The 12,636-nt window shown below is 67.1% G+C and carries 10 protein-coding genes; 6 read left to right on the top strand and 4 right to left on the bottom strand.

The window, feature by feature from the left end; translation table 11 throughout:
* The first annotated feature begins 65 nt into the window (after positions 1 to 65).
* From ACWDSJ_RS06940 to ACWDSJ_RS06925, 4 genes are all read left to right on the top strand, one after another.
* On the top strand, positions 66 to 1,001 hold the full coding sequence (locus tag ACWDSJ_RS06940; RefSeq protein WP_450029861.1) for a prenyltransferase: 936 nt from the start codon (positions 66 to 68) through the stop codon (positions 999 to 1,001).
* A gap of 24 nt (positions 1,002 to 1,025) precedes the next feature.
* Complete coding sequence (locus ACWDSJ_RS06935; RefSeq protein ID WP_450029859.1) at positions 1,026 to 1,724, top strand: ABC transporter ATP-binding protein; 699 nt, start codon at positions 1,026 to 1,028, stop codon at positions 1,722 to 1,724.
* Positions 1,721 to 4,240: an FtsX-like permease family protein gene (locus ACWDSJ_RS06930; protein ID WP_450029857.1), complete on the top strand. Its 2,520-nt coding sequence runs from the start codon at positions 1,721 to 1,723 to the stop codon at positions 4,238 to 4,240. The genes ACWDSJ_RS06935 and ACWDSJ_RS06930 overlap by 4 nt, the downstream gene beginning before the upstream one ends.
* A 330-nt stretch (positions 4,241 to 4,570) precedes the next feature.
* Positions 4,571 to 6,868, top strand: a complete 2,298-nt coding sequence (locus ACWDSJ_RS06925) for a LuxR C-terminal-related transcriptional regulator (RefSeq protein ID WP_450029855.1) — start codon at positions 4,571 to 4,573, stop codon at positions 6,866 to 6,868.
* 20 nt (positions 6,869 to 6,888) lie between these two features.
* Here ACWDSJ_RS06925 and ACWDSJ_RS06920 read toward each other — a convergent pair whose 3' ends face one another.
* The 4 genes from ACWDSJ_RS06920 to ACWDSJ_RS06905 all read right to left on the bottom strand — a co-directional run bounded on the left by ACWDSJ_RS06920 (position 6,889) and on the right by ACWDSJ_RS06905 (position 9,543).
* A complete protein-coding gene (locus tag ACWDSJ_RS06920) occupies positions 6,889 to 7,086 on the bottom strand; it encodes a ferredoxin (RefSeq protein WP_450029853.1) in 198 nt (65 codons plus the stop codon).
* 12 nt (positions 7,087 to 7,098) lie between these two features.
* The gene (locus ACWDSJ_RS06915; protein ID WP_450030020.1) at positions 7,099 to 8,304 is read right to left on the bottom strand and encodes a cytochrome P450; all 1,206 of its coding nucleotides are present in this window, start codon (positions 8,302 to 8,304) and stop codon (positions 7,099 to 7,101) included.
* 104 nt (positions 8,305 to 8,408) lie between these two features.
* Positions 8,409 to 9,011: a TetR/AcrR family transcriptional regulator gene (locus tag ACWDSJ_RS06910; protein ID WP_450029851.1), complete on the bottom strand. Its 603-nt coding sequence runs from the start codon at positions 9,009 to 9,011 to the stop codon at positions 8,409 to 8,411.
* Between the two features lie 55 nt (positions 9,012 to 9,066).
* Positions 9,067 to 9,543 carry an LLM class flavin-dependent oxidoreductase gene (locus tag ACWDSJ_RS06905; RefSeq protein ID WP_450030019.1) on the bottom strand — a complete coding sequence of 159 codons (477 nt, stop codon included), beginning with the start codon at positions 9,541 to 9,543 and terminating at the stop codon, positions 9,067 to 9,069.
* An 804-nt stretch (positions 9,544 to 10,347) separates the two neighbouring features.
* Here ACWDSJ_RS06905 and ACWDSJ_RS06900 point away from each other — a divergent pair.
* Together ACWDSJ_RS06900 and ACWDSJ_RS06895 are read left to right on the top strand one after the other, a co-directional pair.
* Entirely contained in the window at positions 10,348 to 10,725 is a 378-nt protein-coding gene (locus tag ACWDSJ_RS06900) for a hypothetical protein (protein WP_450029849.1), read from the top strand.
* A gap of 2 nt (positions 10,726 to 10,727) precedes the next feature.
* Positions 10,728 to 12,636 (top strand): tetratricopeptide repeat protein (locus ACWDSJ_RS06895; protein WP_450029847.1); only part of this gene is annotated, 1,909 nt, incomplete at its 3' end.

Here is a 12,636-nt window from a genome sequence, read left to right as displayed (position 1 = left end):
TCGGGGCTGGGGAGAATACGGCGGTCGCCGCCGCCCGGGCCGCGACCGCCAGGAGGTGCCCGATCATGAATACGACGGCATTGGGACCGGACAAGCTGCGCGGTTACGCGCGTCTGGGCAATCTGTATTTCTTCGATCCGCATCTGTTCATTTTCGCGGGTCTCTCGTTGCTGCCCACCGCGGTGCTGCGGGACGGGTGGAATTGGATTTCCTTCGTATTGCTGAGCGCGGGGTATTTCCTCGTCCATCACGCCACCGCGGCCTTCGACGACATCACCGGATTCAAGGACGGCTCCGACGCGCGCAATTATCTGGGCAATCCCAGTTATCTGCGCAAGGCCGAATCCAAACCGCTCATCACGGGTCAGCTGGAATTGCACGAGGCCCGTTGGTGTGCGTGGTTGTGCGCGGTGGTCGGAGTGGCGCTCGTGCTGACCGGATTCCTGCTCGCACCGCATCATCCGGTCTGGCTCATCGTGTTCTCCTTCGTCGCGATCCTGTTGTGCGTGCAGTATTCCTACGGGCTGAACCTGAGCCGGTACGGCGGTCAGGAACTGGTGCTGTTCTTCGGTTTCGGGCTTCCGGTGGTGGTGCTGTACGCGCTGTTCACCGGGACCATCGCGGCGGTCGCGGTGATGGAGTCCGTGCTGATCGGGTTGTATTCCGTTCTCGTGTCGATGTATTCGAACCTCAACGATCTCGAGGTCGACCGGAACAACGGCCGCATCAATCTCGCCACCACCACCGACGAACGCGGATACGCCCGCGTCGTGGCGGCGGTGGCGGTGGCCGAACCGGTCGTCGCCATCGTCTTCGCGCTCACCACATCGGTTTCCTGGTGGTATCCGATCGCCTTGATTCCGACCTACGCGCTGCGAATCGTCCAGTACCGTAAGGGTTTCGCGGATCGCGATCCGCTGCTCGCTCGGCAATACGGACGTCGCATTCACGAACTGGGGATAGCGCTGCTGGTGCTGGTCAACATCTTCGCGCTGCACTGATTCGCCCCGAGGAAGGGTTTTGTCATGTCGGATCAAGAGGTCGTCGTCGAGGCCGTGTCGGTCGGCAAGGAGTTCGCCGTCGGCGAGGTGACCGTGCCCGCGGTGCGCGAGGTCAGCCTGACCGTGCGCGCGGGGGAGATCCTGGCGATCGTCGGCAAGAGCGGCAGCGGGAAGTCCACGCTGTGCAATCTGCTGTCCGGGCTGGACCGCCCCACCAGCGGAACCGTGCGGCTGCTCGGCCGCGACATCGCCGACTACGACGAGACGGCGATGTCGCGGCTGCGGGCGAGCCGGATCGGCTTCGTCTTGCAGAAGGACAATCTCGTGCCGTCGCTGACGCTCGCCGAGAACGTCGCCGCCCCACTGATTTTCGCGGGCACCAAGCCGAAGGCCGCGCTGGCGGCGGCCGCGGCGATCCTCGCCGAGGTCGGGCTCGAGCACCGCCGCTCGGCGTGGCCCGCGCTGGTGTCCGGCGGCGAGGCGCAGCGCGCGGCGGTCGCGCGGGCCTGCGTCGGACAGCCCGCGATCGTGTTCGCCGACGAGCCGACCGGCGCGCTGGATTCCGAGAACGGCCGGATGGTGATGGAGCTGTTCCGCAAGCTGGTGACCCAGCACAACTCGGCGGGCGTGATCGTCACCCACGACCTGGATCTGGTCGGCGACGCCGATCATGTGATCCGGCTCGTCGATGGCCGCGTCGAGGAAGAGCGGGTGGGCGCGTGAGCGGCCTCGACTCGGCCGGGCTGGTCGCCCGCGCCCTGGCCCGGAGCTGGTGGCGACGCCCGATCCGGCTCATCGCCGCCATCGTCGCGGGCGTCGGCGGCATCATGCTGACCACGGCCGTGCTGTTGCTCGCGGCCACCGTCATGGGCGCGATCCGCAACGCGCCCGTCCAGGGCGTGGCCGACGGAACCCTCGCCGTGGAGGCGCAGTCGCAGGCGGGCATGTCCCCGGCGATGGTGTCCACCATCGCCGCCGCCTCCCAGGGCGCCACGACTTCCCGTCTGCTGGTTGCCAATACCGAACTCGACACCGGCGGCCGGTTCCGGCCCGTCATCGTGCTCGGCGTCGATCCGCTGCTGCCCGGCATGCTCGATCCCGCGGCGCTGGCGCTCGACGACGGCCGCGTCACCCTCACCCCGGGCGCGGTGTACCTGGCGAAGCCGTGGGCGAGCGAGCACGGCATCGCCACCGGCGACGACATCGCCGTGTCCACCTCGACGGGGGTGGCGCGCTGGAAGGTCGCGGGCCTGCTGCGCGCGGACTTCGCCAATCGCGGCGCGGTCGTCGTCGCGCCGCTCGCCGATGTCGCCGCCGCCTTCGACCGGGGGCCGAATACCGATGTGCTGCTGGTGAAACCGGGTCGGCTCGACGAATCCGCCACCCGCGCAAGCGTTTCCGCGGTGCTCGACGGCGCGGCCGTGGTCAAGGATCCGGCGGACCTGTTCTCCGGGTTCAACCGCACGTTCAAGACGCCGCTGTCGATCCTGGCCATGTTCGCGGCCATCGCGATCCTCACCGCGAGCGTGGTGCTGTTCCTGACCTGGCGGCTGGTGCTCACCGACGCCGGGCCGATCCTGTCGCGGCTGCGGCTGCTGGGGGCGCGGCCCCGGGATCTGATGCTCGGCTCGGGGGCGGTGATGATCCCGATCCTGCTGGTCACCTATGTCGTCGGCGCGGCGGCCGGGCTGGTGCTGGGTCGTCGGCTGTCGGCGTTCACCACGCAGATCACCAACCTCACCCAGCAGGCCCTCAACCCCGGATTCCCTTGGCTGCCAGCGGTTGTCGGAGCGTTCGGCGGGGCGATCGTGATGTTCGGGGTGGCGTGGCTGTCCGGTCTGCTGCGGTTGCGGAGGGTGGCCGCGATCGACGCGGTGAGCAATCGCGACACCGTGGCCGTCGCGCCGTCGCGGATCACCGTGCCGCTGGTGACCGCCGCCGCGGCGCTGGTGCTCGCGATCGTCGTACTCCTCTTCGCGCCGACCCTGGTGAAGGCCGCCGCGCTGGTGCCGCTGCTGTACTCGGTGGCGGTGTTCTGCACGGTGGTGCCGGTGCTGGCCGGAATCGTGCTGCGGCGCAACGCCAACGGGCCGACCGGCCTGTTCGTCGGGCGTCACCTCGAGGTGGGCTGGCGGCGCAACGCGGCCTTGAGCATCACCTTCGCCGTCGCCATGGTCACCGCGCTGGCGATGTCGGGGGTGTCCACGAGCATCAAGAACGAGGTCGGCCATTCCGTCGACCGCTGGTCCACGGTGGATCTGTTCGTACAGGCCGCGCCCACCGGCGAACTGCTCACCGGCGAGGCCATGCCCACCGCGCTGGCCGCCGAACTCGAGCGCGTCCCCGGAGTACGGACGGCCTACGGGTTCTCCTATGCCAGCGTCGGCATCGACGGCGCGCGCTATCCGCTGTGGTCGTGGAGCGGTTCGCGGCTGGGCGAACTCACCCGGCTGCGGGTGACCGACGGCCCGGCGAACGTGCTGGAGAGCCTGACCGGCGACACCGTGGCGGTCACCTCCAATTTCGCCCGCATCCAGCACAAGTCGGTGGGCTCGACGCTGGATCTGCCGCTGCCCGACGGACATCGGACGGTCCGGGTGGCGGCGATCGTCGACGACTCGGTCTCCGACGGCGGCACGGTGATCGCGAACGACGCGCTGTTCCGGCAGCTGGTCGGGGCGAGCGGCGTCAACACCTTCTGCCTCGACCTCGCGCCCGGCGCCGACCACGCGACCGTCGAACGGGACGTGCGCACCCTGTTGCACGACCGCTACCCGCGGGCCCGGACCATCGACGAGGCCGGTCTGCGCGCCAGTTTCGTCTCCCTCACCGGGCGGTTGGTGAGCGCGTTCGAGGCGTTCGCCTGGGTGATGTTCGTGGTCGCGACCGCGGTCGGCGCGGCGACACTGGCCTCCGGCCTGGCCGAACGCCAGCGCGCGATCGCCCTGACCAGACTGGCCGGGGGACAACGCGGTTCGGTGCGCCGCCAGCTCATGATCGAATCGGCGCTGCTCGCCGCGGTGGCCTGGGTGGTGGCGGTTCCCGGTGGGCTGCTGGCCATTCCGGCCATGATGAGCGCGCTGTCGGTGCAGAGCGGGCTGCTGCCGCCGGTGACCATCCCGGTCCCGCTGCTCGTGCTGAGCCTGCCGCTGACCTTCGCCGCGGTGGTGCTCGCGCTGTTCGTGGCGCGGCGCTCCTCGCAGGAGATCCCGCTGGCCGAACTCGTCGCCCAGGAATGAAATACGATCTTGTCGAATTAATGCGGAGGTAAATGCCGTAAACCCCTGGCGACATTGTGCGCCCGGCCCGTCCGGGAATGTATAGCAGGTATTTGCTAGCCGGGGGCGGCCGAGGTCAGTGCGAGGCATTCGGAAAAAGGTCCGGAATAATGTCCGAAACATTGTTTCAGGCCGGAATTCCGGTTAATGTAGCGGTTGCTGGCGGGCGCTCGGGGAGATCGAGCCCGACAGCAGAGGATACGCCGAGCGGGGGCGTTGTGATACTCCGTGAACACACCCGAAGGGTCGCCGCGCGTCCGTCGGTCGCTGTTCCGGTCGTGAGGAGGCGTCGTGAAGGCCTACCGACTATCCGCCGTCGAGCATCGAGAAACCGAACTCGCCGAACTCGCGGTCATTCTCGCCGATCCACGGGTCCGGTTGCTCACGCTGACCGGAACGGCCGGGGTGGGTAAGACGCAATTGGCGCGAGAAGCGTTGCGCACCAGTACTTTCCGAGACACGACGGTGCTGGTCGATCTCGGTGCGGCGACCGATCGCGCGACGGCCTGGACCACCGTGCGCGCCGCGCTGCGCCGGGAGTGCGGCGCGGCGGACACCGCCGAACCGGACACCGCGCTGGCCGATGTGACGAGCGAGATCGGCGGTGAGCGCCGAGCCCTGTTGCTGGACGACTGCGATCTCGTGGCGGGCGCGATCGCCCGCGATATCGCGGCGCTGCTGCAACGTTGCCCGCAGCTGCTGATCGTCACGACCACGCGGGTGCCCCTGAATCTCGACCACGAGTGCGTGTTCTGTGTGCTGCCGCTTCCGGTCGGGCACGGCGACGAGCACGGGCCGGGTTCGACCCCCGCGGCGCGACTGTTGTTGGAGGGCATCGACAGTCGGTACCGCGACGCGATCACCTTCTCCGATCAGCTGCTGCTCGACGAGATCGCCCAGGCGCTCGCCGGCGTTCCCCTGGCGCTGCGGCTCGCGGCGGCGACCGTCGCCCGCGTCGGCGTGGTGCGCACCCTGCGCGTCATCCAGTCCGGCGGCGATCTGGTCTCCACCGGTTACGCCGACACCCCGCCGCGGCACCGGTCCATGTACGCCGCGGTCGCCTGGGGCATGGACGATCTCGACGCCTACTCGACGGAACTGCTGCTGCGCCTGTCGCTGTGCGAGGCGGCGGTGGACCGCGAGACGGTGCTCATGCTCGGCGGCATGGACGCCGAGGCCACCACGACCTCCCTCGCCACGCTGGTGAACCGCAGCCTGCTGCACTACCACGCCGACGAGAACGGCGACGGCCGTTACGAACTCCCGGCGCCGGTGCGGATCTGGTGCCGCCGGACGCTGGCGGCGGACCGGGACCGGGCACGGCGGCTGCGGGCCGACCACGCCGACCGGATGGCCGAACTCGCCGAGACCATCGGTCATTGGATCCGCCGCAACGGTTCCGGCCGCCCGCTGCCCCGGGCCGCGGCCCGCCGCGCCCGCGACTTCCTCGGCACCGTGGGCGATTTCGTCGCCTCGGGAGATCTGGACCGGGCCGTGCGCATGGCCGGGGTGCTCGAGGACGTGTGGATCCCGCTGGGTCTGCTGGCCGACGCCGAGCACATCGTGAGCGATGTGCTCGCCGCCCGTCCCCTGGAACTCCCGTCCGCCGCGCATCGCCGCTGTCTGGAACTGCTGGGCCGCTGGGCACTGCGCACCGGCCGCAACGCGCGCGCGGTCAAACTGCTCGCCGAGAGCGAGGCCGCCGCACGGCGTTCCGGGGATCGCGAGGCCGAACTGCGGTGCGCGGCCATGGCGGGGGAGGGCCTGCGGCGGCTGGGTCGGCGGGCGGAGGCCGAGGCGCGCCTGCGCATCGCCGCCGACTGGACCGAGCCCGGCTTCGATCCCGGCGCCGGATCGATCCCGATCGCCACCGCGATCCTCGCCCTGACCGACCACGACGACACCGCCTGGGCGGAGGTCCACCGCCGCGCGCTGGCCCTGGATTTCGACCGCGGCGGCGCGTCGGCCCTGAACGCCCTTGCCGCGACCCGTCTTTCACGCCCCACCCTCGGCCGAGCACGCCAGCTGTACCTGAGCGTCCTGGAACACGCCCAGGCCCGCTGGTGCCTCCCCGAAACCATCCGAGCCGTCGAGGGCTGCGCCCGCGTCTACGCCCTCGCCGGACCCGAACATCTCCGCACCGCGGCCACCCTGGCGTTGTCAGCCGAACACCTCCGCCGCCGCGGCGGCATCCCGCAGCTGGAATCGCCCGATATCGACCACGACGACGTCGAGTGGCGAAAGATGCTGGGCGACAAGGTCTTCTGCGAAATCCTGCACGAGATCTCGGGCCTGGACCCTGTCGCGGTCATCGACCGCGTCCGCTCCGCCCCGGACCTGTCCCAGGACACCGAACCCCTGCTGGCCGTGCTCACGCCCCGGCAGCGCGAGGTCGCCGAACTCGTGGCGACGGGCCTGACCAACCGGATGATCGCGAGCCGCCTCGGCTTGTCGGAGTGGACGGTGGTCAATCACCTGCGGCAGGTGATGATCAAGCTGGACTGCCCGTCACGGTTGCACGTGGCGTTGGTGGTGCAGCGGGAGTCACCGGATCTGGCCGACTCGGAATGTAGGATTCCGGACAAATAGTCGGCCTCACTCGGCGACGGTCACGATTCGTCCAGCTCGATCGCCAAGGCCGGGCACACCCGCGCGGCCTGACGCACCGCGGCGTGCTGGTCGGCGGGCGAACTCTCCTGGAGCAGCACCACCGCGCCGTCCTCGTCGCGCTGGTCGAACACCTCCGGCGCGAGCAGCACGCACTGACCGGAGCTCACGCATTTGCCTTGATCCACAGCGACTTTCATGTCAATCGTTCCTTACCAGGTGATGGGAAGCGAGTGGACGCCGTACACGACCATGTCGTGTTTGAACCGCACCTGCTCGAACGGAATCGCAAGGCGCAGTGTGGGAATGCGCCGATACAGCGTGCCGTAGACGACCTGGAGTTCCATCCGGGCCAGCGGCTGGCCGAGGCACTGGTGCACGCCGTAGCCGAAGGCCAGGTGGTGGCGGGCCTCCCGGTGGATGTCGAGGCGATCGGGCTCGGGAAACGCCGCGGCGTCCCGGTTTCCGGCATCGGTGCACAGCACCACGCCCTCACCGGCGCGAATCAATTTGCCGCCGACCTCGACGTCCGCGGTGGCCACCCGCCGCCGCCCGCCGTGCACGATGGTCAGATACCGCAGCAGCTCCTCGACCGCGTTGGCGATCAGCTTGGGATCCTCGGTCTCGCGCAGTTCGGCCAGCTGCTCGGGGTGTTGCAGCAGGGCCAGCGTCCCGAGCCCGATCATATTGGCGGTCGTCTCGTGCCCGGCGATCAACATCAGCAGGCTCATATCCACGACCTCGTCGATGCTCAGCGCACCGGTGGCCACATGCTCGGTGAGCAGGCGGCCGATCATGTCGTCGGTCGGGGATTTCTGTTTGGCCACAACAAGATCCAGCAGATACGCGCGTAGCTCGTGAGTGGCCGCCAACGCGTCCTCGACGGATGTCTCGCGCGAGACGAGCTTCCTGCTGCACGCCTGGAAGAAGTCGTGATCCTCGTACGGCACCCCGAGCAACCGGCAGATCACCAGCGAGGGCACCGGCAGTGCGAACGCGGTCACCAGATCCACGGGCCTCGGGCCGGCGAGCATGGCATCGATCAGCTCGTCGACGATCTGCTGCACCTGCGGCCGCAGCGCCTCGACCCGCTTGATCATGAAGTTGCGGGTGAGCATCTTGCGCTGGCGATCGTGTTCGGGATCGTCCATCGCGATGAACGCGCGGGTGCCGCCGGCTCGGCGGCGGGCCTCGATCGAGGCGGACTGGTAGGGGTATCCGTCCTTGCGGACATCGGCACTGAACCGTTGGTCGGCGAGCACGGTGCGGACATCCTCGAAGCCGGTGATCAGCCAGGGCGTGGCGCCGTTCCAGATACGCACCCGCCCAACGGTTTCCACCTCACGCAGCCGTGGCGGCGGATCGAAGGGGCGGTCTGCGGCCCGATCCATGGGGAAGGAGGGAAGGGTTTCGGTCATCATGACCCCCAGAGAAGTTACCAAACGATTGTTCACTAACTCTCCCCAGAGTAGTTCCATGTGGTTACGCTGAGCAATGACCAATCGCGCGAAGAGGTTTCGGGCTACTCGACGACGAGGGAGATGAGCTGGTCGACGAACTCCATGATGGACGCCGCCTGCGCGGCGTCACCTCGACTGTGCCACAGCGCGACTCGGCCGTGCGCGCCGACGAAGACGATCACCGCGGCCTGCTCGGCCGGGACCCGCAGCCGCACACCGGTTTTCTCGCAACGCTCCAGCAGCGTGATCACCTGCCGCACGATCTCCACCAGCGGACCGGAACGAATCGGCGGCGCGGGCCGATTGTCGATGATCAGCCGGTAGTGACCCGGATTGTCCAGGGCGAAGCGACAATACGCCTTCATCCGCGCCCGCACCCGATCCAGCGGCTGCTCGGCTGGCCACTGCGCCTCCGCCGCGTCCATCGCCGCCGCCAACTTCTCGTAGTCGTAGGAGATCAGCCCGTCGACCAGCGCCGCCTTATCGCTGAAGTGCTGATAGATACTGCCCGGCGAGATCCCCGCCGCCCGCGCCACCCCCCGAATCGTCAACCCCTGTTCGCCCCCCAATTCCGACAACAGCCGCGCGGCCGCCTCGAGGATCTCCACCCGCAATCGCTCCCCCTGCCCCCACGGGTTGCGGACGCGCTGCGAACTTCCGGCCATCGGGAAACTGTATCCGCCCGCGGGGACAGTCAGGCGGCTGCTCTGTTCGGGCGGATCATGGGATGAGTGGGCGGACTTTCTCGGCGAGGAATCGGAAGAATCCGGTGGGGTCGGGTTCGTCGGGGGTGGGTTCGAGGACAACGGTGTCGGCACCCGCCTGTGCCCACCGCGTGACTGTGTCGGCGATCGCCTGGGCATCACCCACGGCGCAGAGGCCATCGTTCATGTCGTGGCCAAGTTTTCGCACTTCCGCTTCGGCGCGGTCGGCCGCGTCGGGTCCGGTGGCGGCCACCAGCTGGACTCCGAAGGAGAAGCCTTTGCTGGCCGTGCGTTCTGCCCGACCCTGCCGGGTCAATTCGATGGCCGACTCGATACCCGCCAGGGTGGTACCGGTGACGACACCATCGGCGTACTCTCCGGCCAGCCGCAGGGTGCGCGGCCCGAACCCGCCGACGATCACCGGCGGCGGGCTGGCCGGGGGCCAGTCGAGAGCGACGTCGTCGAGGTGTATGTACCTGCCCGCCACGGTGATTCGTTGTCCTTGGAGCTAACCCCGGAGCGCGTCGAGATATTCGCGCAGCAAGGTGATCGGCGACGCTACACGCACACCGGCCTGGCCTATCCATTCCTGATTACCGTGGCCGACACCCCAGATCGTCCGCCCGGGAAACATCCGCTCCACCGGACGGCATAGCTATGGTGCCGCCGAGGCCGAAACGACAACCTCTCGGGCATGGTGAGGGCGTGGCACTCCGGCAGCGTAACGAGGAACCTGGGTGCGAAGGGGCGGTTTCTGCCTGAGCGGACCACCAGAGCGTTTCTTATTCCCTCGTGGAACCCTGAACCTTCACCTTGTCGTATTGGAAGTGCTGACTTCTTGATCGTCCGACTCCGTAGATGCGGTAATGGCGTCGATGCGGGCTACAAGGAGGGCGTCCAGCTTGGTGACCGCCTCGCCGACCTCGGCGGCGATTTGATCGAAGTGTCGTAGGCAGACTCGTAATCCACTGTGAGGGAGGAGGTATCGTGATACCAGCCGTACAGGGTGGCGAGTCGATCGTTGACCTGTTCGGTGGTCAGCACCTCATTCCGTGGTGTTATGCTGCTACCCCGTCCCTACAGCTGTCAGCCGAGGGGTTTGTCAACTTCGGCACAACCTTGACTACCTAGTCCGACCGAATCGCGGTACAAGGCCGACCACGAACGCACCATAATGCAGGATTACTGTGCAAGGGTCTCGGCTGGCGGTTCGTCACAAATTGTTTAAGCTTGAGGCCAGCGGCTGAGATCGGCTAGTCGAAGAATCCGATCGGTCTGTATTTCTTGGGAGGGTGTGGTGGCTGCAGCATCTGTGGTATCGCGGGTTGCTGTTCCGACGGCGGTGACGGCATCGGTGACGACCGGGCTAGCCGTGGCGGTGAATTGTGCGACGGGAAGTCAGCGTTCGCCGTGGTTATGGCTGGCTGTTGCCCTATTGACGGTGGCGAGTTTCGTCGCGACGATGTGGCTATATCAGCGCCAGCGCATCGGCGCTGGGGACGTGACTGTCCCGTCGGCAGGTATAGATATTGCCGATGTCGAAGCCGTCAATTTGCACGCGCGGCGTGTCCGTTCTCTCTACACCGGCGTGTCCGTTGTCCGCAGCCGCTTCCATGGAGATATCGATCTGGAGAATGTCGAGGTCACGCTCGGTGATGCCTCACACCCGCAGTAGCCGTGGCTGACGTATGCGATCCCGCTCAACCGTCCTCGGGAGGTTTCGGCGGGTGGCTGCACCGCGTTCGCGCGGGCCGCGACATCACCGTCACGACCAATCATCATCACTATCGGACAGTGGCAACGGGACACTCCCCGCATCGGGTTATTGGTCAGATCCCGCAGCAACCAAAGCATTTCGTTATCCGCCCGCAACTCGACATGATTCGGACGATGGTGGGGCGATCGCCGTTGGTGGTGATTGCGACTGGAATGCGTGGGGTCGGCAAGACGCAACTGGCCGCCGCGATCGCCCGCGAAAAGATCGGCGCCAGGAGCGGACTGGTGGCGTGGGTCGACGCCGAGACCGTGGAAACTGCACAAGCCGGGCTGGCTGAGGTCGCTGAACGCTTGGGAGTCGCCGACCCAGACGGGGATCCGCTGGTATCTGCGCGCCGGTTGCGCGATCACCTGTCTGCCCGTTCTGAGCCGGGCCTACTGGTGTTCGACAACGCCACAGACCCCGACCAGATCCGTGCGCTGCTGCCGGCCGCAGGAGGGACTCGGGTGCTGATCACGACCATCGATCACGCGTTCACCGCGCTGGGCGAGTCGATTGACATCGACCACTACAAACGTGAAGAGTCCGTGCGCTTCTTGTCCGCCGCTACCGGCCTCGCTGATACAACTGCTGCCGCCCTGATTGCCGAGAGTCTTGGGGATTTGCCGCTCGCACTGGCAGCGGCCGCCGCAACGATTTCCGGCCGCCGCCTCGACTACACTCGCTACCAGACGCTGCTGACCGAACGACGCCTACCGGATGTGTTGGCGCGCAGGGCAGGTCAAGACTATCCGCGGTCGGTGGTGCAAGCGATTCTGCTGTCGATCGACACCGTCACAATTCGCACCGCAGATCCCGGTCTGGACAGGACCGTAACCTGGCTGCTGGGAGTGATGGCGATGCTCTCCCCGGCCGGAGTGCGGCGTGCGGTCTTGCCCGACAACGAGGGCCGACTAGACGAGGCCCTCGAACGGTGCGCGGCAGCATCCCTCCTGTCCTGGTCGACCGACGGTCACTCAATGATCATGCACCAGCTCGTCGCACGCGTCCTACGCGAATACGCCCAATCCATCGGCGAGGCAAACATTCTCGTCGAGGCCGCAGTCACGGTCATCGAACCCCACCTTTTCGAGGCAAATTTCGCTTGGGAGCGACGTCAGGAAGGCGTCGATCTGATCGACCAGATCGACGCCATATGGCAGGTCGGCCTTCCCGCCGCGACTCCGGAACTCGCCGAACGCATGTGCGAGCTACGCCTTTGGGGCACTCGCCAACTAACTGAATCAGTTAATCTCACCCGAGCCCTAACCTTCGGGCATGACACATACAGCAGTTGCGAACGAATATTCGGCCCCGACCACCCCTGTACGCTCGGCTCCCGTAACGACCTTGCCACCATCTATCATTCGGCGGGGCAGCTCGACGAAGCCATCTCGCTACACGAGACCGCCCTCCGCGACCAGGAACGAGTACTCGGCCCCGAGCATCCCGATACAGTGATATCCCGTAACAACCTCGCCGTCGCCTATCAGTCCGCGGGGCAGCTCGACAAAGCCATCCCGCTGTTGGAGGGAATCCTTTGCGATTGGGGCCGAGTGCTCGGGCCCGAACATCCTGCCACGCTCGCGTCCTGCCACAACCTCGCCACCGCTTATCAATTGGCGGGGCAGTTCGACAAAGCCATCGTGCTGCTCCAGACAGCTCTCGACGAACGCGCGAAAATATTCGGTGCAGACCACGCTCAGACGCTCAGCTGCCACAGCACCCTCGCCTCCACCTACCAGTCGGCGGGGAACCTTAGCAAAGCCATCTCCCTGCACGAGACCACCCTCCGCGATCGGGAGCGTGTCCTCGGCTCTGATCACCCTG

Source organism: Nocardia sp. NPDC003482 (assembly GCF_053588115.1).
This window is presented reverse-complemented; position numbering and strand designations above follow the sequence as displayed.

Coding starts and splice junctions, on each gene's coding strand:
- ACWDSJ_RS06940 (WP_450029861.1), top strand. CDS start 66: ATGAATACGACGGCATTGGGACCGGACAAGCTGCGCGGTTACGCGCGT.
- ACWDSJ_RS06935 (WP_450029859.1), top strand. CDS start 1,026: ATGTCGGATCAAGAGGTCGTCGTCGAGGCCGTGTCGGTCGGCAAGGAG.
- ACWDSJ_RS06920 (WP_450029853.1), bottom strand. CDS start 7,086: ATGAAAGTCGCTGTGGATCAAGGCAAATGCGTGAGCTCCGGTCAGTGC.
- ACWDSJ_RS06915 (WP_450030020.1), bottom strand. CDS start 8,304: ATGACCGAAACCCTTCCCTCCTTCCCCATGGATCGGGCCGCAGACCGC.
- ACWDSJ_RS06910 (WP_450029851.1), bottom strand. CDS start 9,011: ATGGCCGGAAGTTCGCAGCGCGTCCGCAACCCGTGGGGGCAGGGGGAG.